The organism is Diaphorobacter sp. ED-3 (genome assembly GCF_027625375.1).
In the GTDB taxonomy this organism is placed as follows: Bacteria; Pseudomonadota; Gammaproteobacteria; order Burkholderiales; family Burkholderiaceae_C; genus Diaphorobacter; species Diaphorobacter nitroreducens.
In genome coordinates this window covers 288,532-314,661 of sequence record NZ_CP115182.1, presented here as the reverse complement: position 1 = coordinate 314,661, position 26,130 = coordinate 288,532, and the positions used below count along the sequence as shown (strand labels likewise).

The 26,130-nt window shown below is 69.9% G+C and carries 28 protein-coding genes; 9 read left to right on the top strand and 19 right to left on the bottom strand.

Annotated features, from left to right (window positions below; genetic code table 11):
- The first annotated feature begins 48 nt into the window (after positions 1-48).
- Together PCQ86_RS01500 and PCQ86_RS01495 are read left to right on the top strand one after the other, a co-directional pair.
- The gene (locus tag PCQ86_RS01500) at positions 49-612 is read left to right on the top strand and encodes a redoxin domain-containing protein (RefSeq protein WP_270174709.1); all 564 of its coding nucleotides are present in this window, start codon (positions 49-51) and stop codon (positions 610-612) included.
- Positions 609-1,337, top strand: a complete 729-nt coding sequence (locus PCQ86_RS01495; RefSeq protein ID WP_196994589.1) for an MOSC domain-containing protein — start codon at positions 609-611, stop codon at positions 1,335-1,337. The genes PCQ86_RS01500 and PCQ86_RS01495 overlap by 4 nt, the downstream gene beginning before the upstream one ends.
- A 7-nt stretch (positions 1,338-1,344) precedes the next feature.
- On the opposite strand, the gene PCQ86_RS01490 is transcribed toward PCQ86_RS01495, so the two are convergent.
- Positions 1,345-2,613, bottom strand: coding sequence for a YbfB/YjiJ family MFS transporter (locus PCQ86_RS01490; RefSeq protein WP_270174708.1), 1,269 nt, complete (start codon positions 2,611-2,613; stop codon positions 1,345-1,347).
- A 79-nt stretch (positions 2,614-2,692) separates the two neighbouring features.
- Between PCQ86_RS01490 and PCQ86_RS01485 the strand changes: the two genes are divergently transcribed.
- Positions 2,693-3,595, top strand: coding sequence for a LysR family transcriptional regulator (locus PCQ86_RS01485; RefSeq protein WP_270174707.1), 903 nt, complete (start codon positions 2,693-2,695; stop codon positions 3,593-3,595).
- A 4-nt stretch (positions 3,596-3,599) separates the two neighbouring features.
- The gene (locus tag PCQ86_RS01480; RefSeq protein ID WP_270174706.1) at positions 3,600-4,664 is read left to right on the top strand and encodes an NAD(P)H-dependent flavin oxidoreductase; all 1,065 of its coding nucleotides are present in this window, start codon (positions 3,600-3,602) and stop codon (positions 4,662-4,664) included.
- Between the two features lie 68 nt (positions 4,665-4,732).
- On the opposite strand, the gene PCQ86_RS01475 is transcribed toward PCQ86_RS01480, so the two are convergent.
- From PCQ86_RS01475 to radA, 8 genes are all read right to left on the bottom strand, one after another.
- Positions 4,733-5,719, bottom strand: a complete 987-nt coding sequence (locus PCQ86_RS01475) for a glycosyltransferase family 32 protein (protein ID WP_270174705.1) — start codon at positions 5,717-5,719, stop codon at positions 4,733-4,735.
- Between the two features lie 3 nt (positions 5,720-5,722).
- A complete protein-coding gene (locus tag PCQ86_RS01470) occupies positions 5,723-6,802 on the bottom strand; it encodes a glycosyltransferase family 2 protein (protein ID WP_442874502.1) in 1,080 nt (359 codons plus the stop codon).
- Entirely contained in the window at positions 6,799-7,902 is a 1,104-nt protein-coding gene (locus PCQ86_RS01465; protein WP_270174704.1) for a glycosyltransferase, read from the bottom strand. Before PCQ86_RS01465 ends, PCQ86_RS01470 begins: the two co-directional genes overlap by 4 nt.
- Positions 7,903-7,964: 62 nt before the next feature.
- Positions 7,965-9,272, bottom strand: coding sequence for an O-antigen ligase family protein (locus PCQ86_RS01460; protein WP_270174703.1), 1,308 nt, complete (start codon positions 9,270-9,272; stop codon positions 7,965-7,967).
- 108 nt (positions 9,273-9,380) lie between these two features.
- Entirely contained in the window at positions 9,381-9,587 is a 207-nt protein-coding gene (locus PCQ86_RS01455) for a zinc-finger domain-containing protein (protein ID WP_123675308.1), read from the bottom strand.
- Positions 9,588-9,591: 4 nt separating this feature from the next.
- Complete coding sequence (locus PCQ86_RS01450; protein WP_047350207.1) at positions 9,592-10,530, bottom strand: branched-chain amino acid transaminase; 939 nt, start codon at positions 10,528-10,530, stop codon at positions 9,592-9,594.
- 46 nt (positions 10,531-10,576) lie between these two features.
- On the bottom strand, positions 10,577-11,017 hold the full coding sequence (locus PCQ86_RS01445) for a glycerate kinase (protein WP_270174702.1): 441 nt from the start codon (positions 11,015-11,017) through the stop codon (positions 10,577-10,579).
- Positions 11,018-11,086: 69 nt separating this feature from the next.
- On the bottom strand, positions 11,087-12,469 hold the full coding sequence (gene radA / locus PCQ86_RS01440) for a DNA repair protein RadA (RefSeq protein WP_011803649.1): 1,383 nt from the start codon (positions 12,467-12,469) through the stop codon (positions 11,087-11,089).
- 109 nt (positions 12,470-12,578) lie between these two features.
- Between radA and PCQ86_RS01435 the strand changes: the two genes are divergently transcribed.
- A complete protein-coding gene (locus PCQ86_RS01435) occupies positions 12,579-12,761 on the top strand; it encodes a hypothetical protein (RefSeq protein WP_012655300.1) in 183 nt (60 codons plus the stop codon).
- A 148-nt stretch (positions 12,762-12,909) separates the two neighbouring features.
- The gene (locus PCQ86_RS01430; protein WP_270174701.1) at positions 12,910-13,524 is read left to right on the top strand and encodes a glutathione S-transferase family protein; all 615 of its coding nucleotides are present in this window, start codon (positions 12,910-12,912) and stop codon (positions 13,522-13,524) included.
- Between the two features lie 95 nt (positions 13,525-13,619).
- Here the strand turns inward: PCQ86_RS01430 and PCQ86_RS01425 are convergent, their stop codons facing one another.
- The 3 genes from PCQ86_RS01425 to alr all read right to left on the bottom strand — a co-directional run bounded on the left by PCQ86_RS01425 (position 13,620) and on the right by alr (position 16,816).
- Entirely contained in the window at positions 13,620-14,639 is a 1,020-nt protein-coding gene (locus PCQ86_RS01425; RefSeq protein ID WP_270174700.1) for a cytochrome-c peroxidase, read from the bottom strand.
- A 237-nt stretch (positions 14,640-14,876) separates the two neighbouring features.
- Positions 14,877-15,710 (bottom strand): hypothetical protein, encoded by an 834-nt coding sequence (locus tag PCQ86_RS01420; RefSeq protein WP_270174699.1) that lies wholly within the window; start codon positions 15,708-15,710, stop codon positions 14,877-14,879.
- Between the two features lie 8 nt (positions 15,711-15,718).
- Positions 15,719-16,816: an alanine racemase gene (gene alr, locus PCQ86_RS01415; protein WP_103736852.1), complete on the bottom strand. Its 1,098-nt coding sequence runs from the start codon at positions 16,814-16,816 to the stop codon at positions 15,719-15,721.
- A gap of 140 nt (positions 16,817-16,956) precedes the next feature.
- Between alr and lplT the strand changes: the two genes are divergently transcribed.
- From lplT to PCQ86_RS01400, 3 genes are all read left to right on the top strand, one after another.
- Positions 16,957-18,234: a lysophospholipid transporter LplT gene (gene lplT / locus PCQ86_RS01410; protein WP_088887891.1), complete on the top strand. Its 1,278-nt coding sequence runs from the start codon at positions 16,957-16,959 to the stop codon at positions 18,232-18,234.
- Between the two features lie 151 nt (positions 18,235-18,385).
- Positions 18,386-19,327: a DMT family transporter gene (locus tag PCQ86_RS01405; protein ID WP_270174698.1), complete on the top strand. Its 942-nt coding sequence runs from the start codon at positions 18,386-18,388 to the stop codon at positions 19,325-19,327.
- The gene (locus PCQ86_RS01400) at positions 19,324-19,809 is read left to right on the top strand and encodes a glutathione peroxidase (RefSeq protein WP_103736854.1); all 486 of its coding nucleotides are present in this window, start codon (positions 19,324-19,326) and stop codon (positions 19,807-19,809) included. Before PCQ86_RS01405 ends, PCQ86_RS01400 begins: the two co-directional genes overlap by 4 nt.
- 268 nt (positions 19,810-20,077) lie before the next feature.
- Here PCQ86_RS01400 and PCQ86_RS01395 read toward each other — a convergent pair whose 3' ends face one another.
- The 7 genes from PCQ86_RS01395 to glcE all read right to left on the bottom strand — a co-directional run bounded on the left by PCQ86_RS01395 (position 20,078) and on the right by glcE (position 26,040).
- Complete coding sequence (locus tag PCQ86_RS01395; protein WP_270174697.1) at positions 20,078-20,806, bottom strand: helix-turn-helix transcriptional regulator; 729 nt, start codon at positions 20,804-20,806, stop codon at positions 20,078-20,080.
- Positions 20,807-20,883: 77 nt separating this feature from the next.
- Positions 20,884-21,354 (bottom strand): GyrI-like domain-containing protein, encoded by a 471-nt coding sequence (locus tag PCQ86_RS01390; protein WP_270174696.1) that lies wholly within the window; start codon positions 21,352-21,354, stop codon positions 20,884-20,886.
- Positions 21,355-21,446: 92 nt separating this feature from the next.
- The gene (locus tag PCQ86_RS01385) at positions 21,447-21,836 is read right to left on the bottom strand and encodes a VOC family protein (RefSeq protein ID WP_270174695.1); all 390 of its coding nucleotides are present in this window, start codon (positions 21,834-21,836) and stop codon (positions 21,447-21,449) included.
- A gap of 99 nt (positions 21,837-21,935) precedes the next feature.
- The gene (locus PCQ86_RS01380; protein WP_220638327.1) at positions 21,936-22,805 is read right to left on the bottom strand and encodes a ProQ/FINO family protein; all 870 of its coding nucleotides are present in this window, start codon (positions 22,803-22,805) and stop codon (positions 21,936-21,938) included.
- Between the two features lie 61 nt (positions 22,806-22,866).
- Positions 22,867-24,105: a glycolate oxidase subunit GlcF gene (glcF, locus tag PCQ86_RS01375; protein ID WP_270174694.1), complete on the bottom strand. Its 1,239-nt coding sequence runs from the start codon at positions 24,103-24,105 to the stop codon at positions 22,867-22,869.
- A gap of 25 nt (positions 24,106-24,130) precedes the next feature.
- Complete coding sequence (locus PCQ86_RS01370) at positions 24,131-24,928, bottom strand: YoaK family protein (RefSeq protein WP_270174693.1); 798 nt, start codon at positions 24,926-24,928, stop codon at positions 24,131-24,133.
- Positions 24,929-24,930: 2 nt separating this feature from the next.
- Positions 24,931-26,040 (bottom strand): glycolate oxidase subunit GlcE, encoded by a 1,110-nt coding sequence (gene glcE / locus PCQ86_RS01365; RefSeq protein WP_012655287.1) that lies wholly within the window; start codon positions 26,038-26,040, stop codon positions 24,931-24,933.
- Positions 26,041-26,130: the final 90 nt, after the last annotated feature.

The following is a 26,130-nucleotide window of genomic DNA, read 5'->3' as shown; positions in this document are numbered from 1 at the left end:
TCGCCCATGTTGTAGGGTGGCGCTTTTCCCGTTCCGCAAGGCCTGCCCATGACCGCCGCCGCGCCCTTCTTTGCGCCTGCGCCGCCGCTACAGGTGGCGCACTGGTTCAACACCCCCGCGCCGCTCACGCTGGACAGCCTGCGCGGGCGTGTGGTGGTGCTGCACGCTTTTCAGATGCTGTGCCCTGGCTGCGTGGAGCACGGCATCCCGCAGGCGCGGCGCGTGCATGAGGCGTTTGCGCCGGATCAACTCGTCGTGATCGGACTGCACACGGTGTTTGAGCACCACGCCGTGCAGGGCACGCCAGAGGCGCTGCAGGCCTTCATCCACGAATACCGGCTGCGCTTTCCCATCGGCCTGGACCAGCCCGATGCGCCGCGCAGCATTCCACGGACCATGCAGAGCCTGTCGCTCAGCGGAACGCCCAGCCTGGTGGTGCTGGACCCGCAGGGCCGCGTGCGCCTGCACCACTTCGGCCATCTGGACGATCTGCGGCTGGGCGCGCTGCTGGGCCGGCTGCTGGCGGAACCCACGCCAGCCGCCCCGGCGGCCGTGCCCGCCACGGGCTGCGACGATGGCGGCTGCCCACTGCCCGATCAGCCCCGCCCATGAACATGACCCCCTTGCCTTCCCAACCCACGGCCCTGGGCACGCTGCGCGCCGTGCTCACCGGTCGCGCGCAACCCTACACCCGCCCCGGCAGCCGCAGCGCCATTGCCAAGCAGGCACGCAGCGGCCCCGTCGCCGTAGGCGCGGAGGGACTGGACGGTGACGAGCAGGGCGACCTGCGCGTGCACGGCGGCCCCGACAAGGCCGTGCACTGCTATGCATGGCCGCAGTACACGCCCTGGCGCGAGGAGCTGGCGGGCCACGCCACGGCGCAGGCGCTGCTCGCGCAGCCCGGTGCCTTTGGCGAGAATTTCAGCCTGGACGGCGTGCAGGAGGCCCAGGTGTGCATTGCGGACCAGTGGCGCATCGGCAGCGCCGTTTTCGAGGTCAGCCAGGGCCGCCAGCCCTGCTGGAAGCTGAACGACCGCTTCCAAGTGCCCGGCATGGCGCTGCGCGTGCAACGCAGCCTGCGGGCGGGTTGGTATCTGCGTGTTCTGCAACCCGGGACGGTGCAGGCGGGCGACACCGTCTGGCTGCTCGCGCGGCCGCAGCCTGCGTGGCCCATCGCACGGCTGCTGGAGGTGATCGACCGGCGCGACTGCACACCCGCCACGCTGCGCGAAATCCTCGCGCTGCCGCTGCCGCCGTCATGGCAGCGGCTGTTCCAGCGGCGCCTGGACAGCGGACAGAGCGAGGCCTGGGACGCGCGCCTGCAAGGGCAGCACTGACGGCCTGTCAGGCGCGCTGCGGCCAGCGCCAGGCCGACCAGCCGTACATCGCCGCGCCGGCCACCAGTGCCCCCGCCGCCAGCGCCAGCCCGCGGGCAAAACCCTGTCCGGCATCGGCGTGCGCGAGCAGCCACGCCACCAGCGGCGGACCCGCGATCTGGCCCAGGCCGTAGACGGCCGTGACCAGGCTCGCAAAGCTGTCGGCAGACTGCGGCCACAGGCGCCGCGCTTCCTGCAGGCCGTAGAAGGTGATGGCCGTGAACGGCAGACCCACCAACGCGCTGCTGAGTGCAAAGCCCGCCGGCGTGGGCCAGACCAGCCCCAGCACGATGCCCAGCGCCTGCAGCGCATACGCCGCCAGCAGCAGCCAGCGCCGGTCCCAGGCGCTGGGCGCGCGCGTGCTGAGCGCCGCGCCCACGGCCACGCCCGCGCCGAACATCGGCCAGAAAAGGTCGGGCCAGGGTGAACCGGAGGGCAGCGCGGCACGCGCAATCACGGGCAGGAAGGTGGCGGTCACGATGTAGCCCAGCCCCGCCAGGCCGTACGCCACGGCGTGCACGCCGCGCGCCGCCAGGGTGCCGGCGTTTCCCGCCTGCGCGGCCGCGCGGGGCTGGGCGCCGGCGTCGGCCTTGACCGCGCGGCCGCGCACCACGGGCCACACGCCCACGCACAGCAGCACCGAGAGCACCCCGAAGACCACCCAGCCCGAGGCCGCACGCCACTGCGCCGCCACCATCGCGCTGGCGGCCAGCCCCGTGAGCACAATGCCCACGCCCGGCCCGCAGAAGATCAGCCCGCCCATGGCCGGGCGGCCCAGCACCGCCAGGCGCACCATGCACCAGGCCGCCACGTTCAGCAGCACGAAGGCGCTGGCGGCCCCGGCCGCAAAGCGCAGCGCCGGCCACGCGGCGGCCACGGGCAGCGCCATCGCCAGCGTGAGCAGCACCGTGGCCACCAGCCCGGCACGCGCCAGCCGCGCCGGATGCCAGCGCGCATAGAAGCCCGGTGCCACCCACGGCAGTGCCATGCAGGCCAGCGCGCCGAGCAGGTAGCCCACGTAATTGGCCGTGGCCAGCCAGCTGCCCTCGGTGAGGGTCAGCACCCCGTCGTGCAGCATCATGGGCAACAGCGGGGTGAACGCGAACCGCCCCACGCCCATGGCCACCGCCAGCGCCAGCATGCCTGCCAGGGCCACGGCATGGGGCCGCTCGCTCCAGTGCAGGGCGGGCCCGCGGGGCGCGGGCACATCAATCGACGGGGTGGCTTGTGGTTCCATGGCGCGGTCTCCGGCGGTATGATCGCCATCAATCTTTTTTTAAGATGATTTTTTGACAAATCATCTCACAAACATATCCATGGACCTGGTGGCACTGGAGATTTTTCGCACGGTGGCCCATGAGGGCAGCGTGACGCGGGCGGCCGAGCGGCTGGGCCGCGCCCAATCCAACGTGACCACGCGCGTGCAGCAGCTGGAGGAACAACTGGGCGCCGCCCTGTTCCTGCGCGAGGGGCGGCGCATGGTGCTCACGCCCGCAGGCGCCACGCTGCAAAGTTATGCCGAGCGCCTGCTGGCGCTGGCCGAGGAGGCGCGGCAGGCCCTGCACCCGGGCACTCCCGCCGGCCACCTGCGCATCGGCGCCATGGAAAGCACGGCCGCCGCGCGCCTGCCCGCGCCCCTGGCGCAACTGCACGCGCGCTGGCCCGCGCTGGTGCTGGAGCTGCGCACCGCCCCGTCGCGCCAACTCGTGGAGCAGGTTCTGGCCCACGAACTCGACTGCGCCCTGGTGGCCTGGCCGCCGCCGGGCCTGGACGAGGAGGCCCCGGTGCAGCGCACGCCCGTCTGGACGGAATCGCTGCTGCTGGCCCTGCCGGCCAGCCACCCGCCCGCCGAAACACCTGCCGACCTGCGCGTGCACACCCTGGCCGCGTTTGCGCACGGCTGCACCTACCGCCGCATCGGCGAAGACTGGATGCGCCAGGCCACGGGCCAGGCGCCGCAGGTGCTGGAGCTCGCGTCCTACCCGGCCATCCTGGCCTGCGTGGCCGGGGGCCGTTGCGCCGGCGTGGTGCCTGAGGCGGTGGTCGATCTGCTGCACACACCGCCAGCGCTGCGCTGGGTGCCGCTGGGCCCCTGCGACACGGTGCTGGTGCACCGCACGGGCTACGCCACGCCCGCGCTGGCCGCGCTGCAAGCAGCGCTGCACGGCGCCCAGGACACCCCCTCTGTCCTCGCCCCCGATTCTTCTTTACGGAGCTGACCCCATGAATGCCTTGCTGCAACGGCTGCAGATCGACCTGCCCCTCTTCCAGGGGCCCATGACGGGCTCGGACACGCCCCAGTTGGCCGCCGCCGTCTCCCAGGCCGGCGGCCTGGGCTTTCTGGGCTGCGGCATGCGTTCGCCCCAGGCCATGCGCGAGGCCGCGGCGGCCGTGCGCGCGGCCACCGCCAAGCCCTTCGGCATGAACCTGTTCGTGCTGGAGCAGCCCACGCCCGATGCGGCCACGGTGCAGGCCGCCATCGACCGATTGGCGCCGCTGTACGCCGACCTGGGCCTGCCCCCGCCAGAGGCGCCGGCACGCTGGTGCGAGGACTTCCACGCCCAGTTCGAGGCGCTGCTGGAGGCCCGCCCCGCCGTGGCCAGCTTCACCTTCGGCATCCTGAGCGCCGCGCAGGTGCGCCGCCTCCAGGACGAGGCTGGCTGCTACGTGATCGGCACCGCCACCACGCTGGCCGAGGCGCAGGCATGGGCCGCCGTGGGCGCGGACGCCGTGGTCGCCAGCGGCATGGAGGCCGGCGGCCACCGTGGCACCTTTCTGGGCGACTTCGAGGCCAGCATGGTCGGCACCCTGGCGCTGGTGCCGCAGTGCGTGGATACGCTCTCCATCCCGGTGATTGCCGCCGGCGGCATCATGGACGGGCGCGGCATTGCGGCTGCCCAGGCGCTGGGCGCGCAGGGGGTGCAGTTGGGTACGGCCTTCCTCGCCTGCCCCGAGTCCGCCATCGGCCCTGCGCAGCGCGCCGCCATGGCCCGCGCACAGGCCACGGACACGCGCGTCACGCGCATCTACTCCGGCCGGCCCGCCCGCGGCATCGTCAACACGCTGATGCAGCGGCTGGCACCGCACGAGGCCACCGTGCCGGCGTACCCGGTGCAGAACGCGCTGACCGGCCCGCTGCGCAAGGCCGCCGCCAGCCAGGGACGCGCGGACTACCTGTCCCTGTGGGCAGGCCAGGGCGTTGCCGCCGCGCGCGCGCTGCCGGCACAACAGCTGGTGGCGCTGCTGGCGCAGGAATGGCAGGCCGCACTGCAGCGCCTGAAGGTTTAAGTCTTTTGGGGCTCTAGCGCTTTACCATCAAGCGCCAGCAGCTATTCAATATATAGCAAAGCAGAGAATTATCGGAGGGCGGGGCGATCCCCATCCAGCCACTGCCCCGCCACGCTGTCCGGCAGGTACATGCCCTGGGCCAGGTAGTCGTCCAGCCGCCGGCGGTCGGGCGAACGCAGTTTGATCAGCGGCGGCAGCGGCCCGCGCGCACGCATGAACAGCAGCCGCAGCTTGAGCGCAGCGCGGCGCCAGCGGCCCTGCACGTGCAGGAAGTACGGCCCTGACTCCGCCGGGGACAGGCCCAGTCGGTAGCTGCCGCCGCGCAGCAGGATCACCTGCAGCGCCAGGTGCATGGTCAGGTAGGCGGGCATGTCGATGCGCTGCAGCGCCTGCGTGTACAGGCCCTGGGCCTGCAGGTGGGCGATGTACTGCTCGCCGGTGCGGGCGATGACCTCCTCCGTGAACTCGCGCTGCAGATCCTCGATGAAGGGGCTGCCGGGCGGCGCGGCCATGAACCAGTTCTCCACCACCGGGCGCTGGGGGACGCTGGTGTACTGCTGCAGGTAGTAGCCCACGAAGTCGGCACGCGTGCGCGCCTGCTCCTGCAGAACCCAGTCCAGCGGCTGGGTGAGGATGGTGCTCGCGTCCAGCCAGATGCCGCCGTGGCGGCGCAGCAGCTCCAGGCGGATCCAGTCGGCACGCTTGGCCGCCGATGCGCCGTCGAGGGCAGCAGGGATGGCCGGCAGGTACCGCAGCACGCCACGCTCGTCCAGGATGCGGATCTCGAAATGCGGATGCAGGCGCCGCCAGTGGTCGAAGCAGCGCTGCACCAGCAGCGGCGGTGTGCCGCCCTGCCAGTAGCTCCAGAGAATGCGGGGAATGGCCGTGCGCGCGGCCGGCGCTGCGGCTGCGGTGCCCGTGGCGTGCAGCGTGAACACGGGTGCCGGGGCGGGCTCCAGGTCGCGCGGGCGCAGGCGGTACCAGCGCTTCAGCCAGCCCGCCAGCCACAGTTCGCCCCGGTGCTTCCAGTGGGTGGAGGATGGCGCATGCGACATGGGTCAGCCCTTTGCTTCGACCGCCACGACACCCCAGGCACGGCGCAGCCGCAGAGCGCGCAGCCACCAGCCGCGCCGCACGTAGGCGCGCAGCAAGGCCTGCGCCGACAACGGCGATGCCGCAGCGAAGTCGTCACGCAATCGCTGCGCTGCGGCTCGGCGTTCGGCCACGGGCAGATCGGCCCGCTCCAGGAAGCGCGCCGCGCCGGCAAGGTTGCGCGCACTCTGGTGTGCCAGGGCGAAATGCAGCGCCGCGCTGGCAGGCAAGGCCCCTTCGGCCTCGGCCGTGCGCAGCGCATGGGCAAACGCGCCCAATGCCCGTGACTGATCGAGCGCCTTGGGCAAGGTCATCGTCGCCAGGATGCTGCTGCCGCGCTGGCGGTAGGCCACCCAGGGCTGAGGCACGTAGCAATAGCTGCGCGCGCGCAGCAGGGCCAGCGGCATGGCGGCCATGTCCTCGAAGTAGCGGCCCGCGGGAAAGCGCAGGTCTGCGCCCCACAGCGCGCGCCGCGTGACCTTGGACCAGGCATGCAACTGCCCGGTCATCAACACGCCCGTCAGCAGCGCAGCGCGGTCGCGCTGAAGCCCCCCTGCCGGGCCGGCAAAGGTGGCGCGATGGCCCTCGCCGCGCAGCCGGTGCTTGAGTTGCGTACGCTCGCGCCACACCGTGAAGTCGCACAGCACCGCATCCGGGGCATGGCGCTGCACGGTGGCCTGCAAACCGGCCAGCGCGCCGGGCAGCAGCTTGTCGTCGGAGTCCAGGAACCAGAGGTATTCACCGCGGGCGGCGTCGATCATGGTGTTGCGCGCGGCGCTCAGGCCCTGGTTGACCGCGTGGCGCATCAGGGTCAGCCGGCCGGACCAGCGCTGCGCCAATTGCTGCATCAGTGCACGCGAGCCATCGGTGGAACAGTCGTCGAGCACCAGCACCTCCACGCCCGCCCCCCCCTCCCCGGCAAGCGGCAGTTGCGCCACCTGCTCCACCACGGAGGCGAGACACGCTTGCAGATAGTCCTGCACGTTGTAGACCGGCACCAGGATGCTGAGCCAGGGCGCAGCCGGCGCGCGCACGGCGCCGCTCACTGAGCAACCTCCAGCCCCCGCAGCAGCAGGTCCTCGTACCGCTTCGTCATGGTCTGCAGGCTGTACAGGTGGCGGGCGTCTTCCTGCGCGGCCTGGGCCATGCGCTGCGCCTCGTCATCGCGCACTAGCAGCCGCTCCAGTGCGTCGGCCAGCGATGCGGGATCGGCATGCGCGGCCAGCAGGCCATTGCGGCCGTCATCGATGATTTCCTGCACGCCCACCACACGGCTGCCCACCACCGCACAGCCTGCGGCCATGCCCTCGATCAGCGACAGCGGCATGCCCTCGTAGTGCGTGGCCAGCACGCAGATGCGGTGGCCCATGAGCAGTCCCGGCACATCACCGCAATGGCCCAGGAATTCCACCTGCCCGTCCAACCCTAGGGCCGTGCACAGCTTGCGCGCAGCCCGCTGCGCCGCCGCCTTGCCGCCGCCGGCCAGCTTGACGGGCGGCGTGAGGCCGCGATCGCGCAGCAGCGCGACGGCGCGCAGCAGCGTGGCATGGTCCTTCTGGCGCGCAAAGCGCGCGGCCATGACGATGCCCGGCACACGGTCGGCCCAAGCGGGATGGCGCGCCAGCTCATACGGCCCCAGCGCGATGCCATTGGGAATGGCCACGGTCTTGGCGGCGGGAAAGCCACGCGCGAGCAGGCTCTGGCGCACGCCTTCGGAGACGCCCACGATGAGGTCGGTGCGCTCAGCCAGCCACAGCGCTTGGCGCAGCCGCCAGGCGGTGTAGCGCTCGCGGGAGTTGTGCTCTACATGCACCAGGTGGGGCACGCCAGCGATCAATCCGGCATAGCGGCCCCATAAATGCTCGCTGAACCCATGGGCCACCAGCACATCGGGTTGGAAACGCCGGCAGAGCGCGACCAGCTGCCAGATGGTGGCCACGTGCGCCCAGCCAGCCACGGTTTCCACAGCCAGCCCCTGGTCCCGCAGGGCCTGCACGCGTTCGTTGCGCGTGTGCCGCTTGCGGCGCAGCACCAGCAAGGCCTCGCAGCGGCCCGAAGCCGCGTGCGCTCGTACCAGATCCACGGCCACCTGCGTGGCGCCGGAAAACCCGCCCGTCACGAAATGCAGCACCCGCGGTCGGCGCATGGCCGGGGCGCCGGCCGCGCCGGGAAGGCCAGGGGCAGACGCCGCAGACACCATGGCTGGCCTTATGCAGCAGCCGTCGCGGACCCCTTGCCCGCGTACAGCGCATCCATGCCGCGCACCGCCGACCAGGTGGTCATCACCATGAACAGGTAGAACATGATCCCGCTGTTGTGTGCAAAGAAGACCTGCGTCATCCCGAATCCCGCATACAGCAACGGAATGCACACGCCCGCCATGCGCAGCGCCAGCACCTGCGCACGCACCTCGGCCGCTTGCCCCGCGTAGGCGGCCATGCGCGCGCGGGTGGGCCAGAACATGCCCAGCGGCACCGCATAGAACAGCAGCAGCAACAGCACGCCCACAAGGCCCGCCTTGATAAACATATCCAGGGGTTCGTTGTGGGTGTAGATGTATTCAAGGATGGAGGGCTCGTACTGCCCCGCCGCCACCCGCTTTTCCTTTTCGGCCAGATAGCCGCGCATGCCCCAACCGAGGAGAGGCTTCTCCAGGCCCACCTCCCAGGCAAAGCGCCAGTGCTCCAGCCGCTGACCTACGGAGGTGTCGGCCGCACGTTCGGTGCCGTAGATCAGCACTTCTTTCTCCATCACGTTCCAGCGCTCGGCCAACACCTTATGGTTGGCGGCACCCAGCACGATCAATGCAATGGTCGTCCCCGCCAGCATGCGCCACAACTCGCGGCGATAGAAGTGCCACAGGAAATACAAGCCTACCGGGGTGGCCATCAGCAACGCCAGCCATCCCCCCCGCGATTGCGAAAGCACAGATGCATTCAGCGCCAACAGCCCTCCAACGCAGGCCATCGCCACAGCCCTACGACTCAAGTGTTCTCGCAAAGCCAACGTTTGCACGGCAAGCATGGTGCCCATCAGCAGTGCCAGATTGCCCCACTGGATGGCATTAGTCCTTCCCGTGGGGAAGCCCGATGCACGCGGGGAGTTCTCCACGTACACCTGCCACAGCGCCACGACACCTGCACCCGCACACCCGGCAAGCAGTCCCCAGAACTGCGCCCGGGGCTTGGGAGCCGCAGTACTCACGAATAACAGGCAGACAACGCCGAAGGCGAATTTGGAAGGACGATCCCAACCCCCTAAACCTTCCAGCGGATTGGCCAGCACCAGCCACAGAACTCCGATACAGGACATGGCGGCCGCAAAGCCCCAGGTCCAGCGATCCTGCGGCAGGCGAGGCCAGCGGTGCAGGGAGCACAGAGCGCAGACCAACAGCAGCGCCGCACCATACGAATAGCCTGACTGCACCGTCAGCGCCAGCGCGGGTACCAGAAATACGGCCGCGGTCGCAACCCGACGAGGCCAGGGCCCAGGGCCCAGAAGATTATCAATCGTCATGAACAGTACGCAGCCCTGGCTAATTGGCCATGCAAATATCAACGCACCGCAGCCGAGGCAGCAATGGTGCCAGCACGCTCGAGCCTCGCCCGAGGCGCGAACGCCGCATCAATGCCCGGCGTGGACAACCTCGCCCGCCTTCAGGCGGTACACGGTGCCGCAGTAGGGGCACTTGGCCTCGCCCGTGTGGGCCACGTCCAGGTAGACCTTGGGGTGGCTGTTCCAGAGCTTCATGCCGGCCTTGGGGCTGGGGCAATACACGCCGCCCTGGAGGTTGAGATCCTTGGCCAGCAGTTCAACGATGGCTTGTGACATGGGTTCAGACCTTGGTGAGCCAGTGGGCGTACTTGGGATTGCGGCCGTTCACGATGTCGAAGAAGGCCGATTGGATCTTCTCGGTCAGCGGGCCGCGGCTGCCGCTGCCGATCTGCACGCGGTCCAGTTCGCGGATCGGGGTGATCTCGGCGGCCGTGCCGCTGAAGAAGGCCTCGTCGGCGATGTACACCTCGTCGCGCGTGATGCGCTTTTGCACCAGCTCCAGCCCCAGGTCCTTGCAGATGTGGAACACGGTGTTGCGCGTGATGCCGTTGAGCGCGCCGGCCGACAGGTCGGGGGTGTACACCACGCCGTCCTTGATGATGAACACGTTCTCGCCCGAGCCTTCGGACACGAAGCCGGCGCTGTCCAGCAGCAGGGCTTCGTCGTAGCCATCGTCGGTGGCCTCCATGTTGGCCAGAATGGAGTTGGTGTAGTTGCTCGACGCCTTGGCCTGCGTCATGGTGATGTTGACGTGGTGGCGCGTGAAGCTGCTGGTCTTCACGCGGATGCCGCGCTGCATGCCTTCCTCGCCCAGGTACGCGCCCCAGGCCCAGGCGGCGACGATCAGGTGAATCTTGTTGCCCTTGGGCGAGACGCCCAGTTTTTCCGAGCCGATCCACGTCAGCGGACGCAGGTAGCAGGATTCGAGCTGGTTTTCGCGCACCACGGCCTTCTGTGCCTCATTCACCTCGTCCTTGGTGAAGGGGATCGTCATGCGCAGGATCTTGGCGCTGTTGAACAGGCGGTTGGTGTGCTCTTCCAGGCGGAAGATGGCCGTGCCCTGCTCCGTCTTGTAGGCGCGCACGCCTTCGAAGGCGCCGCAGCCGTAGTGCAGCGAATGGGTCAGCACGTGGATCTTGGCGTCGCGCCAATCCACCATCTGGCCATCCATCCAGATCTTGCCGTCACGGTCGGCCATGGAGGGAACAACGGGGCTCATGGAGATCCTTTTCGAGAGAACTGCGTGGGTCGCAAAGCAGGCAATTCTACGATTCGTCCGCCGGGTTGGCGGTGGCAGGGGGGCCGGCATCCTCCTGCGGGGCGGGTCGCACCAACTCCCAGCGCACCAGGCGACCGTTGACGAACTCGCAGGTCACGTGCGACTGCGTGCCGTCGGTCCAGCGGTAGAGCTCGGGCTGCTGGCCGTCCGCCGACAGCTGCTGGCCCAGGGCGCGCGTCATGGCGACCACGTGCAGCAGGTTCACACCGGCTTTCAGCTTGGCATTGAGCATTACCGCGCTGCCCACGTAGCCGATCGGGTGGTTACGCGCCTTCTGCATCACGTTCATGAGCCGCGTGTAATGCAGCAGCCCCCACATGACCAGCCCTCCGCTCACGGTGAGGATGCCCTGCGGGCCATAGGCGCGATAGGCGGCAATGACCAGGACGACGATGCCCGCTGGGATCAATATCTTGCGCAGATTCATGGCCGCATTGTCCTACGCAGCACCACCGGCGCCGCTGTGGAAGCTGCGTAGCCCCAGCGACACGACGCGTCAGTCCAGCCCGCGCACGGCAGTCATGGCCTCGTCCACGCGCTCCACTGCGTGGATCTCCAGCCCGGCGATCGGCTTCTTGGGCGCATTGGCTTTGGGCACCACGGCCACCGTGAAGCCCAGTTTGGCGGCTTCCTTCAGGCGCTCCTGGCCACGCGGCGCGGGGCGCACCTCGCCAGCCAGGCCCACCTCGCCAAACGCGATGAAGCCCTTGGGCAACGCCTTGCCGCGCAGGCTGCTGGTGATGGCCAGCATCACGGCCAGGTCGGCCGCGGGTTCGCTGATGCGCACGCCCCCTACGGCGTTGACGAACACGTCCTGGTCGGCGCAGGCCACGCCCGCGTGGCGGTGCAGCACGGCCAGCAGCATGGCCAGGCGGTCGCGCTCCAGCCCCACCGACAGGCGCCGCGGGCTGGGCCCCCCGCCGTCCACCAGCGCCTGGATCTCCACCAGCATGGGCCGTGTGCCCTCCAGCGTGACCAGCACGCAGCTGCCGGGCACCGGCTCGCTGTGCTGGCTCAAAAAAATGGCACTCGGGTTCGCCACGCCCTTGAGGCCCTTCTCGGTCATGGCGAACACGCCGATCTCGTTCACGGCGCCAAAGCGGTTCTTGATGGCGCGCACCAGACGGAAGCTGCTGTGCGTGTCGCCCTCGAAGTACAGCACCGTGTCCACCATGTGCTCCAGCACGCGCGGGCCGGCCAGCGCACCCTCCTTGGTCACGTGGCCCACCAGGATGACGGCGATGCCCGTGGCCTTGGCCATGCGCGTGAGATGGGCCGCGCACTCGCGCACCTGGGCCACCGAGCCCGGGGCGCTGGTGAGCTGGTCGGAATAGACGGTCTGGATGGAGTCGATGACGCACACCGCGGGCTGCGTGGCCTCCACGGTGGCGAGGATTTTTTCGAGTTGGATCTCGGCCAACACGTTCACCTGGCTCGCATCCAGCCCCAGCCGGCGCGAACGCAACGCCACCTGGGCGCCGCTCTCCTCGCCCGTCACGTACAGCGTGGGCAGGCCCGCGCGCTGCAGCGCGTCCATCGCCTGCAAGAGCAGCGTGGACTTGCCGATGCCCGGGTCGCCGCCGATGAGCACCACCCCGCCCTCGACCACGCCACCGCCCAGCACGCGGTCCAGTTCCTCGATGCCGCTCGCCGTGCGCGCCACCTCGGTCGCCTCGATGGCGGCCAGCGGCATCACCGCCTGCGCCTGGGCCAGGCCCGCGTACTGGCCGGCCCCGCTCAGGCGGTTCTTGCCCGGTCCAGCGTCGGGCACGGATTCGATCAGGGTGTTCCACGCACCGCAGGAGGGGCATTTGCCCAGCCAGCGCGGACTGGTGCCACCGCATTCGGTGCAGGAGAAGATGGTTTTTTCTTTGGCCATGGTGGCAGGACGCAGCGTAGGCCGGCGGTGGGCCGGCGCGGGGGATCTGTCCTATCCTAACGGGCAGTGCCGCCCCGCCGGGCGAACACCGACTCAGGAAGGACCCGCCATGCCCCTGCCGACACTTCGCCCCCTGGCCGCGCCGCTGCTGACCGCCTGCGCACTGGCGCTGGCCGCGTGCGACAAGAAGCCCGCCGATCCGCCGCACCTGCCCTCGGTACCCGCCGTGCCCAAGCCCTCGGCGCCCGCCGCGCCCCTGCCCGGCGCGCAGCCGGCCAGCGTGGGCTCCTGAGTTTCCTGGCGCATCAAAAAAAGGAGCTGCCAGCGCTTGCCACAAGCCACATTCAGGTACTTATTGCATCGAAATGGCCTGGGATTGAGCGCAAGCCGCTCCTCTTTTTATAGATACGATCATCCATCCTCCATCACGCCCGCCGTCCATGACCTCTCTCACCCTCTACTTCACCCCCGGTACCTGCGCACAGGCCGTGCGCATCGCGCTGGAGGAAGCGCAAGCACCCTATACCCTGGTCCGCGTGGACTTCGCCAGCCAGCAGCAGCGCTCGCCCGAGTACCTCGCGGTCAATCCCAAGGGCCGCGTGCCCGCGCTGGTGACCGAGCACGGAACGCTCACCGAGACCCCCGCCCTGCTGGCCTACGTGGCGCAGCGCTTCGCGGATGCGCGCCTGGCGCCCGCCGACCCCTTCGGCTTCGCGCGCATGCAGGAATTCCACAGCTACCTGGCCTCCACCGTGCACATCGCTCACGCCCACCGCCCGCGCGCCAGCCGCTGGGCCGACGAGCCCGAGGCCCAGGCCGCCATGCAGCGCAAGGTGCCCGCCAACATGACCGAGTGCTTCACGCTGATCGAGCGCCACAACCTGGGCGACGGCCCGTGGGTGCTGGGCGAGCAGTACTCGGTGGCCGACGGCTACCTCTTCACCGTTGCGGGCTGGCTCAAGAGCGACGGCGTGGACATCGCGCAGTTTCCCAAGGTGCACGCGCACTCCCAGCGCATGGCGCAGCGCCCCGCGGTGCAGCGCGCCCTGGCCTGACGCCCAGGCCCCCCCCCAAAAAAGGCCGGCGCCCCTTGCGAGGCCCCGGCCTGTAAAGGCCCGCAAGCGGGCCGGCTTTCATCCGTGACGGCGCATCAGTCGAAGGGCTGTGGGCGCTTGGTCGCATCGCTGGAGGGCGGCAGGATCGGCAGGGCGATCCGCGGCTGATCGCCCGTGAGCGTCTTGAGGAAGGCCACGATGTCGGCGTTCTCCTGCGCGGTGAACTTCTTGCCCAACTGGATGCGGCCCATGGTGTCCACGGCCTCGGCCAGCGTGTCGGCAGCGCCGTCGTGGAAGTAGGGGTAGGTCAGTTCCACGTTGCGCAGCGTGGGCACCTTGAAGTTGAAGCGCTCGGCATCGTTGCCCGTGACGGCGGAGCGGCCCTCGGCAGGGTTGTCCGTCTTGTATGCCTCGACCAGGCCCATCTTCTGGAAGGAGTTGCCGCCCAGGTTGGGGCCGTTGTGGCAGGCCACGCAGCCGCTGGTCTTGAAGAGCTGGTAGCCGCGCAGTTCCTGCCCCGTGATGGCCTTCTTGTCGCCCTTGAGCCATTGGTCGAAGCGCGCGTTGGGAGTCACCAGCGTTTCCTCGAACGCGGCAATGGCGGCCGTCACCTCATCGATGGTGAGCTTGTCATGCCCGAAGACCCGCTTGAACTCCGCCACGTACTGGGGAATGGAGCGCAGCATGTCTACCGCGAGGTCATGCGAGAAGGCCATCTCGCCCGGGTTGGCGATGGGACCGCCCGCCTGCTCTTTCAGGTCCTTCGCGCGGCCGTCCCAGAACTGGGCCAGGTTGAGACTGGAGTTCAACACCGTGGGCGAGTTGATCGGGCCTTTCTGCCACTTGTCGCCGATGGAGGTCTTGAGGTTGTCCGAGCCCCCCATGCTCAGGTTGTGGCACGAGTTGCACGAGATGAAGCCCGAGCGCGACAGGCGCGGATCGAACCACAGCTTCTTGCCCAGCGTGACCTGGGCGGGGTTGGTCACCTTGTGGGGCGCGATGGGCTGCACGGGCTCCTGTGCGCCGGCGCTGCCCATGGACAGCAGGGCCGCAGCCGAGACGATGCCCAGGAAGAACCGCGCGGCGGGACGGGAGGAGGGGGACTGGCTTTGCATAGGGGACTCCACTTCTTGTTCAGCGAACGTTCAAAGCGCTGCACGCCCGAGCACCCGGGGCGCCCCTGCGGGCCGCACAGCAGGTGTTCGCTGTGAGAGTCATTCTTCGGGAAGACCCTGAGTAATGGCTTGATGCAAAACAAAGCCAAAAACATTTTCAGCAAAATGGTCTTTCAGCAACCCAGCGCCATCACCAAGGCATGCCGCATGGGCCGCAGGGCCCCGCCAGAGGCAAGGTCAACGGCCCCGCAGCAGTTGCACCGCGTGTGGCAGCGAGCGCGCCTGCGGCAGCCAATGGTCCAGCGCCGCGCCCAGGGCCACCGCGCACAGCAGGGCGCCAAGCAAGGGCTTGCCCGTCAGGCGCCAGGCCGCGCCCAACCAGCCCGCACGCTCCGCGCCCATCAGCGCCCGTGCCGAGGCCACGGAGAACGCCAGTTCGACGGCCACGGCCAGCAGCACCTCGCTGCCAAAGTACAGCCACGCCAGCGCACCCGCACCCCCCAGCAGCGCCACGCCCACCACGAAGATCGCCACCACCGGCACGACCACCACGGCGGCTTCGTCGGCGCTTCCCGCGGCCTCCAGCGCGCCCGAGGCCGCGTCGCCCAGATCACCGCCCCATCCGGTGCCGCCAGCGCCATCTGCGGCCGGCGCGTCCCACTGCCCGGTCGCGCCCGCCCCGCCAAAGTCGCCGCCACCGCCGTGCAAAGGTGGTGCGGGGCCCTGCGGCCCGGGGCCGGCGGGCCAGCCGGCATCGGGTAGAAGGTCCAGCCCGTCGGGCGCATCACCCGCATCGCTGCGCCGGCGCAGCAGCCATGCGGCCCACAGGCGCAGCACCAGCAGATAGACCCCATATCCCACGCCCAGCGTGACCAGGTAGCGCAGCGCCAGCGACGGCATGCCCAGCGCCATCTGCGCATGGGACACCGCCCACATCACACCCAGGATCAGACTGCCGATGCACCAGCCGTGCAGCCGCAGGGCATGGCGCTGGCGCAGGCCCTCCTGCAGCCGCTGCGGCAGGCGCATGCCGCGCCACGAGGCGCCCGTGCGGCCGCGCACCCGGACCATGGAGGGAATCAGTCCTGCACCACCACGGGCACGCGCGGTGCCAGCGCGCACATCAGCTCGTAGCCGATGGTGCCGCCCGCTTGCGCTACCTCGTCGATGGGCAGCACGGCGCCGTTGGCGGCGCGGCCCCAGAGCGTGACCTCGGCCCCCAGCCCCGCTCCGGGCACGGGCGTGAGGTCCACGGCCAGCATGTCCATGCTCACGCGCCCGATGGTGCGCGTGCGCACCCCGTTCACCAGCACGGGCGTGCCGGTATCGCAGTGGCGTGGATAACCGTCGGCATAGCCGCAGGCCACGACACCGATGCCCAGCGGCCCCTGCGCCGTGAAGCGCGAGCCGTAGCCCACGGTGTCGCCCGCCTGCAGCTGCTGCACGCCGATGATGCGCGAAGCCAGCGTCATGGTGGGCTGCAGGTCCCAGTCGGCCGCGCGGCGCTCGGGATGGTCGGGCGCGCTGCCGTACAGCACGATGCCCGCGCGCACCCAGTCCAGCCGCACCTGCGCATCACCGCCGTGGCGCAGCAGCGCGGCGCTGTTGGCAATGCAACGCTCGCCCGGCAGGTCCTGCGTGGCGGCCTGGAACGCCTGCACCTGGTGCGCGATGCCGCGCGAGCCGTCGGCGTCGCTGAAGTGGGTCATGCACGAGATCTCATCCACCTGGGGCAGCGCGTTCAGGCGCGCCCAGGCGCTGCGGTAGCGCTCGGGCGTGAAGCCCAGGCGGTTCATGCCGGAGTTCATCTTGAGGAACACGCGGTGCGGCACCTGCGTCTTGTGCGCAGCCAGCCAGTCGATCTGCGCATCGCAGTGCACGGCATGCCACAGGCCCAGGCGCGAGCACAGCTCCAGGTCGCGCGGCTCGAACACGCCCTCCAGCAGCAGGATCGGGCCGCGCCAGCCGAGAGCGCGCACGCGCTCGGCCTCGGCCAGGTCCAGCAAAGCGAAACCGTCGGCGGCGCGCAGGCCTTCGAACACGCGCTCGATGCCGTGGCCGTAGGCGTTGGCCTTGACCACCGCCCACACGCGCGCATCGGGCGCGGCACGCCGCGCGCGCTCCAGGTTGTGGTGCACGGCTGCGGGGTGGATGGTCGCAAGAATGGGGCGCGGCATGGGGGTGTTTCTACGGACTGGACGGGGGCCATTCTGGCACTGGGCGCGCAGGGTCGCGTGATATAACCGCCCGTCGCTCCTCGGAGTGTTTCGAATTTTCACAGGCCATCATTCCCGCTGATGGAGCCACCAGCCACCCGATGAAGCGCGGTTTCTACACCATCATGTCGGCGCAGTTTTTCAGCTCGCTGGCCGACAACGCATTGTTCGTGACCGCGGTGGAACTGCTGCGTACGAGCGGCGCGCCGGAGTGGCAGCGCGCGGCGCTGGTGCCCATGTTCGCGCTGTTCTACGTGGTGCTGGCGCCGTGGGTGGGCGCATTCGCCGACTCCATGCCCAAGGGGCGGGTGATGTTCATCAGCAATGCCATCAAGGTGGTGGGCTGCCTGATGATGCTGTTCGGCCACCACCCGCTGCTGGCCTACGCTGTGGTGGGCCTGGGCGCGGCGGCGTATTCGCCGGCCAAGTACGGCATCCTCACCGAGCTGCTGCCCGCATCCCAACTCGTGAAAGCCAACGGCTGGATCGAGGGGCTGACCATCGCCTCCATCATCCTGGGCGTGCTCGTGGGCGGCCAATTGGTCGCACCCCACATCGCCGGCCATCTGCTGGCGCTGGACATGCCGGGCATCGATCTGGGCATCGACCTCGCGGCCGAAGCCGCCATCCTGGCGCTGGTGCCGGTGTACATGCTGGCGGCGTGGTTCAACCTGCGCATCCCGCACACGGGCGTGGAGATGCGCCCCCTGCCACCCAACCCGCTGGCGCTGCTGCCCGACTTCTGGACCTGCAACGGGCGCCTGTGGCGCGACAAGCTCGGGCAGATCTCGCTGTCCACCACCACGCTGTTCTGGGGGGTGTCGGGCAACCTGCGCTACATCGTGCTGGCCTGGAGCGCCGCGGCCCTGGGCTACAGCACCACGCAGGCCTCGGCCCTCGTGGGCGTGGTGGCCATCGGCACGGCCGCGGGCGCGGTGGCGGCGTCCCTGCACATGCGCCTGGACATGGCTACGCGCGTGATCCCGATGGGCATCGCCATGGGCCTGCTGGTGATCCTGATGAATGTCATCAGCAACATCTGGCTGGCCATTCCGTTCCTGATCCTGCTGGGCGGGCTGGGGGGCTTCCTGGTCGTGCCCATGAACGCGCTGCTGCAGCACCGCGGCCATAACCTGATGGGCGCGGGCCGCTCCATTGCCGTGCAGAACTTCAACGAGCAGGCCGCCATCCTGGGCATGGGCGCGTTCTACAGCCTGTCCACCAAGTTCGGGCTGTCGGCCTTCGGTGCCATCACGGCCTTCGGCATGCTGGTGGCGGGCGTGATGTGGCTGATCGGCCGCTGGCACGCGCACAACGTGCGCAGCCATCCCGAGGAAGTGGAGCACCTGCTCTCCATCGCCCGGCACGACCACCACTGAACCGGTGCGTGGGGCTACCCCTGCGCAGCCCCGCGCGCCCGCCGTCGCGCCGGCACAATGCGCCGCAAAGGCTGGGCGTCTTCGCGCCTTCACCACTCTGTTTTTGATAGCTGTTTGCGCTTGCCAGATAAGCGCTACGGCCACTTTTTGCATGCAATCTCCGCTTCCCGCCCTGGCCTTGCTGTTCAACGCCTTCATCTGGGGACTGTCCTGGTGGCCGTTCCGGCAGATGCACGGCGCGGGACTGCACCCGCTGTGGGCCACGGCGCTCATGTATGGGGCCATCCTCCTTGTGCTGCTGGCGCTGCGGCCGGGCATTTCCGCGCAGCTGCGGCAGCACCGGGCCCTGTGGTTGCTGGCGCTGTGCTCGGGCCTGAACAACGTGGCCTTCAACTGGGCCATCACCATTGGCGACGTGGTCCGCGTGATCCTGCTGTTCTATCTGATGCCAGCCTGGAGCGTGCTGCTGGCCTGGCGCTTCCTGGGCGAGCGGCCCACGCCGCAGGCGCTGGCGCGGCTGCTGCTGGCCTTCAGCGGCGTGCTGCTGGTGCTGTGGCCCGCCGAGGGCGGCCTGCCGCGCCTGCTCGCCGCCCTGACGCTGGCCGATCTGCTCGCGATCCTCGGCGGCTTCACGTTTGCCGTGACCAACGTCACCCTGCGCCGCCTGCACGCCGTCCCGGGCCAGGCGCGCATGGTCGCCATGTTCGGCGGCTGCATGCTCATGGCGCTGCTGGCGGCCCAGCTGGGCCGATCCCTGGGCCTGGTGCCGCCCTTTCCACCGCTGAACGCCACCTGGGCCTGGGTGGCGGCGCTTCTGGCGGTCGTGCTGCTGATCGGCAACTGGGCGCTGCAATTTGGCGCCGCGCGCCTGGCGGCAGGGACGACGGCGATCATCATGCTGTCGGAGGTGGTGTTCGCCAGCGGCTCCTCGACGCTGCTGGGCGCTGCACAGCTGACGGGCGGGACCCTCGCCGGCGGCGCGCTGATCCTGCTGGCGGCCGGCTGGTCGGTCTGGCGGCCGCGGGTGCATGCAGCAGGCACACCCCGCGCCCCCAGTGATAAGGTGACGGACACACGACCGGAGGCCCCATGACCACTGCGTATGACTTCGACGCGACACGCATCGACGGCGCACCCCAGCCACTGAGCGACTTCCGCGGTCAGGTGCTGCTCATCGTCAACACCGCCAGCGCCTGCGGCTTCACGCCGCAGTTCACCGGCTTGCAGGCGCTGCATGAACGCTACGGGCCGCGCGGGCTGGTAGTGCTCGGCTTTCCGTGCAACCAGTTCGGCCACCAGGACCCGGGCAGCAACGACGCCATCGCGGGCTTTTGCCAGCGCAACTATGGCGTGCAGTTTCCCATGATGTCCAAGATCGACGTCAACGGCAGCGACGCGCACCCGCTGTACCGCTGGCTCACCGCCGAAGCGCCCGGCGTGCTGGGCACCAAGGCGATCAAGTGGAACTTCACCAAGTTCCTGGTCGGCCGGGACGGCCAGGTGATCCGCCGCTACGCGCCGCAGGAGGCTCCCGAGAAGCTCACGGTCGACATCGAGGCAGCGCTGGCGGCCTGAGGCCAAGCGGTTTTCACAAGCGATCCGGCGCGACATACACGTTCCACAAAGGCCGCGGCAAGTACAGCCCCGATACCGGCCTCCGGGCCAGCCAAGACCAGCCAAGGCAGCGAGAGGGCTACGGCCCGCGGCTCTCACCGTGCCATGCTGCGTGGGTACGCCGTGGGGGGACAGGTTTGCAGCGCGCGCGCAGGCCCGGCGCTGGACTGCGGCCGGCGGTCAGGACGGCCCATGGCAATCCATCCCCGCAGCGGAGGAGCAAAAAAGGTCAGGAGGAGAACGCGGCGCCGTCCAGCCCCTCGGCCGGGCAGTGACGCATCCGGGCCTCGACCTGGCGCAGCAGGTCGGCCAGGGTCTTGCCGGGCTCCTGGGGAAAGCGCTCGTCCAGCACCTCGAAGGCCGCGATGCAGTCGATGCGAAAGCCCCGGAAGTCATCGCGCAGTTCGCACCAGGCCGACAGCGTCCACACCTTGCCCCAGTAGAAGCAGCCCAGCGGCCGCACGCGCCGCAGGCTGGGCCGGCCCTGCACGTCGGCGTAGTCAAGCCGCACCACGTGGCAGGACTGCACGGCCTCGCGCAGCGCCTGCAGCGCGGCCTGGGCGCGCGTATCCAGCCCCGAGCCCGGCGCGTAGAGCGCTTGCGCCTCGGCCGCCGCGCGCGCGGCGGGCGGCAGCACCGAGAGGATCTTGCCAAGCGCACCCTCGATCTCGCGCGCCATGCCGCCATCGACCCAGGTCTGCGCAAGCCGCGCGGCGGCCACGAGGGCGTTGGCCTCGCCCTGGCTGAACATCAGCGGCGGCAGCTCGAATCCCGCGCCCAGGCGGTAGCCCACGCCGGCCTCGCCTTCAATGGGTATGCCCTGGTGCTGCAGGTCGGCCACGTCGCGGTAAATGGTGCGCAGCGACACTTCCAGCCGCCCGGCGAGAAAGGCGGCCGTGGACAGGCGCCGGCCCCGGATGAGCTGGACGATCTGGAACAGGCGGTCGGCACGGCGCATGGAATCTCAGGCCACGGAAGGAATGGTCCGCATGGTACGGTGCCGGGTGCCAGGCAGGACAGCGCCCGGGCCTGCACTCAGAGCAGCACGCCGATGTGCAGGGCGACGCACTCCGGCCCCTCGTAGCATTCGAAGTCGGTGTCGAAGCGGCGCCGCACCTCGGGATGTTCCTCGAAGTAGCGCCACGCGGCGGCCCTGGCGTCGAGCACTATCTGCGGCATGGGTCCCTCGCAGTGGAACACCAGATAGCTGCCCGGCTGCACCTCGATGCGGGCCGCGCCCACCGGCGGATCGGCCTGCACGGCGGCCGACACGCCGGCCGTCACGTCGAAGGCGCCATGCTGATCGGACTCATAGGCACTGTAGACGCCGTAGAGGCGCCCGTCGGCCCCGGGGCCGGGCAACTGGCGCGCCCAGCTTTCGGTGAAGAACTGGTCCCACAGTGCGCCTATGCGCGCCCGTTCGGGCTGGGCCTCGTCTCGGTTGCAGGTGCGCACGGCAACGCCCGCCACGCTGAACGCCGGCACCTGGACGGTGATTGGGATCATGGAAATCTCTCCTGAACGGAATCCAAGAACGCGCCGATGCTGCCGCCACCCTGCTGACAACGGGGTGTCAGCAGGGTGTGCGAGCCGGCGCCTCAGCGCGCCATGGCGTGCAGGCCGATGGTGTTGCCCTCGGTATCGCGCACGTGGGCGATGTACCCCATGCCCTGGGGCAGCTGCGTGCAGGCATCCACGACCTGGCCACCGGCAGGCACTACACGGGCCAAAGCCGCCTCCACGCTGGGCTCGCAGTCCAGGTAGATGCGCACGCCCGCGTCAGGCGCCGCGCGGCGCTGCGGGCCCGCCACCAGGCAGCCGCCCGTCGTGGGATCGTCCTTGGAGAACAGGGCCATGGGTTCGCTGCCGAAGTCTTCGCGGCGCATGGGCCGGTCCAGCATGCGCTCGTAAAAGGACTGCGCACGGCCGAGATCGGCGCACGGAATCTCGAACCAGTTGATGGCCTGGCTGGATGAGGGGATGGTCATGGAGGGGCTCCTTGAAAGCAAGTTGCGAAGGCCTCCATGCTGCGGGGAAGCTGCTGACAGCGTCGTGTCAGCAGCCTGTCACCGCCCCTCGCGCCGCGCTCAGGCGCCCGGTGCGCGGCGCTGGCGTGCCCGCTCGAGCATCTGCGCCGCCTGCCGAGCGGGCAGGCCGTACATATCGGCAAAGGCCTCGGGGGTCTGGCCGCTGGCCTCGAAGGCACGCAGCAGCGCCTCGGCCTTGGCATCGCGCTCGGCCACCTCGGCAAAGGCTTCATCGAGCAGGGCGTTGGCCTTCTCGTCGCGGCCGCGCACCAGCGCGTCATAGGCCTCGCGCGTGAGGCCGCTGGCCTCGAACGCCTGGGCAATGCGCCGGCGCAGCTTGGCCGTCAGGTCCTCGCCGTCCTGCGGCTTGCGCCGGCGGAACACCTCCAACAGCGCGTGGTGCACATGCTCGGGCGCCATGTCCTCCACGGGCTGGCCCTGCAGGTCGTGGCGCTTCATGCCCTGGGCCACGGCATTCAGGTAGCGCGTGGACCGCGTGTGGATGGAGAGGGCGAGCTTGAGCGCGTCCTTGTCGATGGCTTCGCCATGCGCGGCCAGCAGGTCCTGGAAGATGCCGCGCTTGAGCGGCAGGAACTGCGCGCCGAACAAGTGCGGATACCAGCCCGCCAACTGCTCCAGCAGCGGATGCGTACGGCGGGGTGCACCCGCCGCGGGGCCGCCCTTGGCGCCGGCCTGGGGCGCATCGCCTGCGGCCTGCGCTCCCGGCTCACGCCGCCCCCCCGCGCGGCCACGGCCGCCGCGGCGATTGGCCCTGGGCGCGCGTGCGGCGCCGCTGTCAGCGGCGGGTGCCGGGCTGGCCGACGCGGGGCTCTCCGGTGTCGCATGGCCTTCGGCCGCGGGGACCGCAGCGGCGATGGGTGGCACGCCTTCTTCGTGGATCGGAGCGGGTGCGTTCACGGTGTCGTTCATGGCTCGAAAGCGCGCGGCCGGGCCCCGAAAGCCCGCCCCGCGCGGCGGTCAAAACCCGCCATCATGCCAGCAATGCAGCGTCCAGCACCTCCACCCAGTGCTTCACGGGAATGCCCGTGCCGCTTTGCAGGTGGGTGATGCAGCCCATGTTGGCCGAGAGGATGGCCGCAGGCGGCTGCTCGGTGAAGGCCTCGCCCAGCGCGCCCAGCTTGCGGTCGCGCAGCTGATACGACAGTTCCGGGTTGAGCAACGAGTAGGTGCCGGCCGAGCCGCAGCACAGGTGCGACTCGGTGCGCGCCACGCGCAGCTCGAAGCCCAGCGCCGCCAGGTGCCGCTCCACGCCGCCGCGCAGCTTCTGCCCGTGTTGCAGGGTGCAGGGCGGGTGGTAGGCCAGCGGCGCCGCGGGAGGCTGGATGCGCCCGCGCAGACGCTCCACCAGATCGGGCAGCAGTTCCGACAGATCGCGCGTGAGGGCGCTCACCCGCGCCGCCTTCTCGGCGTACTGCGCGTCGTTGCGCAGCAGGTGGCCGTATTCCTTCACGGTGACGCCGCAGCCCGAGGCATTCATGACGATGGCCTCCACCTCGCCGCGTTCCACGTAGGGCCACCAGGCGTCGATGTTGGCGCGCATCTGGGCGAGGCCCCCTTCCTGATCGTTCAGGTGGAACTTGACCGCGCCGCAGCAGCCCGCCTCGCGCGCCACCACGGTCTGTATGCCTGCAGCATCCAGCACGCGCGCCGTGGCATTGTTGATGTTGGGCGCCATGGACGGCTGCACGCAGCCCTCCAGCAGCAGCACCTTGCGCGCATGGCTGCGCGTGGGCCAGGCGCCGGCATCCTGGCGCGGCGGCACCTTGGCGCGCAGGCGCTCGGGCAGCAGGCCGCGCACGGCCTGGCCCACCTTCATTGCCGGGGCAAAGAGCGGCGATGGCAAGCCTTCCTTGAGCATCCAGCGGGCCGCCGCCTCGCCGCGCGGGCGCGGCACCTTTTCCTCGACGATGCGCCGGCCGATGTCCACCAGATGCCCGTACTGCACGCCGCTCGGGCAGGTGCTCTCGCAGTTGCGGCAGGTCAGGCACCGGTCCAGGTGCAACTGCGTCTTGCGCGTGGGCTCGGCCCCTTCCAGCACCTGCTTGATGAGGTAGATGCGCCCGCGCGGGCCGTCCAGCTCATCGCCCAGCAACTGGTAGGTGGGGCAGGTGGCAGTGCAAAAGCCGCAATGCACGCATTTGCGCAGGATGGCCTCGGCCTCCTGCCCTTCGGGCGTGCCCTGGTACTGGGGTGCGAGCTGGGTCTGCATGGTGTGTCGTGGAGATCGTGGAGGGTTAGCGGCGCGCGGGGGCGTCTTCGGCGGGTGCGGGAGTGCGGCGCGCGCGCCACAGCTGGGCCAGGCGCTGGCGGTCGGCGGCGAGGGGGGGCAGCGACAGCGCCAGCAGGATGGACGCCAGCGGCACCACCCAGATGAAGCCCACGTACTTGAAGCCCGCCGCGCCGACCACGCCGCCGGCGGTGAACATGCCCAGCAGGCTGGCGAACATGCGCAGGCGCGTCTTGTTGGCATGCACCTGCGACTCGCGCGGCGTCCCGCTGCGGTTCCAATAGAGGGCCTTGCCCATCTCGATGCCGAGGTCGGTGACGATGCCCGTCATGTGCGTGGTGCGGATCTGGGCCGAAGACATCTTGGTCACCACCGCGTTCTGCAGCCCCATGATGTAGGCCAGCAGCAGCACCGTGAGCGGCACGGCGAACGGCGTGCGCCAGCCCAGCGTGATGGCCCCCATCAGGCCGAACAGCAGCATCAGCACCGCCTCCAGCAAGAGCGGCAGCGCAAAGCCGCTGCGCAGGTGCTGGTGGCGCGCCCAATTGACGAGGATCGCCGTGGAGCCCGCGCCCGACATGAACGCCCACAGCGTGCCAATGGCGCTGAGCACCAGCGTCATGTTGCCCAGCACCAGGTTGTCGGCCACCAGCGAAAGGAAGCCCGTCATGTGCGAGGTATACATGTTCACGACCAGAAAGCCCCCCGCGTTGATCGCCCCCGCGTTGAACGCCAGCAGCAGGCCCAGCGTGCGGTTGGTGACCGTGGTGCGGTGCCGCCCGGTCAGGTGGCGCAGCAGGCGCATGGCTAGACGAGGCGCCCGGGGTTGAAGATGCCGGCCGGGTCGAACGCCTGCTTGAGCCGCTGGTGGATCGCAGCGAGCGCCGCAGAATTTGCATCAAAAATGGCTCTAGCGCTTATCCCATCTGCGCTAGCAGCTATGAATAGAGAAGCACTACCCCCCACCTCGGCGGCCAGTGCATGCAGCGCATCGCCGTGCTGCGGCAGCGCCTGCACCCAGCGCAGACCGCCGTGCCACTCCACCAGCGGGGGCGCCACGCCCGCGGGCAATGCCAGCACGGGCGCGGTCTGGGGAACCGACAGGCGCCACAGCGCATGGTCCGCCGCACGCGCGGCGAACCAGGGCAGGCGCTGGTCGCGGCAAGCCTGCCAGTCGTCCGGCACGGTGGGAGCGTCTTGCAACTCACCTCCCATGCTGCGGCAGGCGGCCTGCACCGCCGCCTGCGCGCCACGCAGGCGCACGTAGAGCTGGCCGCGGCCCGCATCCTCGACCCAGCAGCTGGCGTTGAGCGGCAGCGGCTGGCCGCCCCAGGCGTTGAGGCGGCGCAGCGCCTCGGCCTGGTCGCAGTCAAAGCGCAGCGTGGCCTCGGCCGGCGGCACCGGCAGCACCTTCAGGCTGACCTCGGTGATCACGCCGAGCTGCCCCCAGGCCCCGGCCATGAGGCGCGAGACGTCATAGCCCGCCACGTTCTTCATCACCTGCCCGCCAAAGCGCAGCAGCTCGCCGCGCCCGTTGATGATCTCCACGCCCAGCACGTAGTCGCGCACCGCGCCCACGCTGGCGCGCGCCGGGCCCGACAGGCCGGCCGCCACCATGCCCCCCACGGTGCCGCCTTCGGCAAAGCGTGGCGGCTCGAACGGCAGGCTCTGGCCATGGCGCGCGAGCAGCGCCTCCAGCTCCGCCAGCGGCGTGCCGGCCAGCGCGGTCACCACCAGTTCGCTGGGCTCGTAGCTCACGATGCCGGCCAGGGGCCGCATGTCCAGCGGCTCGCCGGCATGCTGCGGCGCGCCCGGGCCATGGAAGTCTTTGGTGCCTCCGCCGCAGATGCGCACGGCGCTGCGGCGGTCTGCGCTGTCGCGCACGCGGTCGATGATCTGGCGAAGGGCTGCGTCCATCCGGCGATGGTACTGCCCTGCCCTTTCGGCCGGCCGTGGCGCAGGTTTGATTTTTTTGAACGCGCGGCGTGAATGGCGCTGGCAGCCATG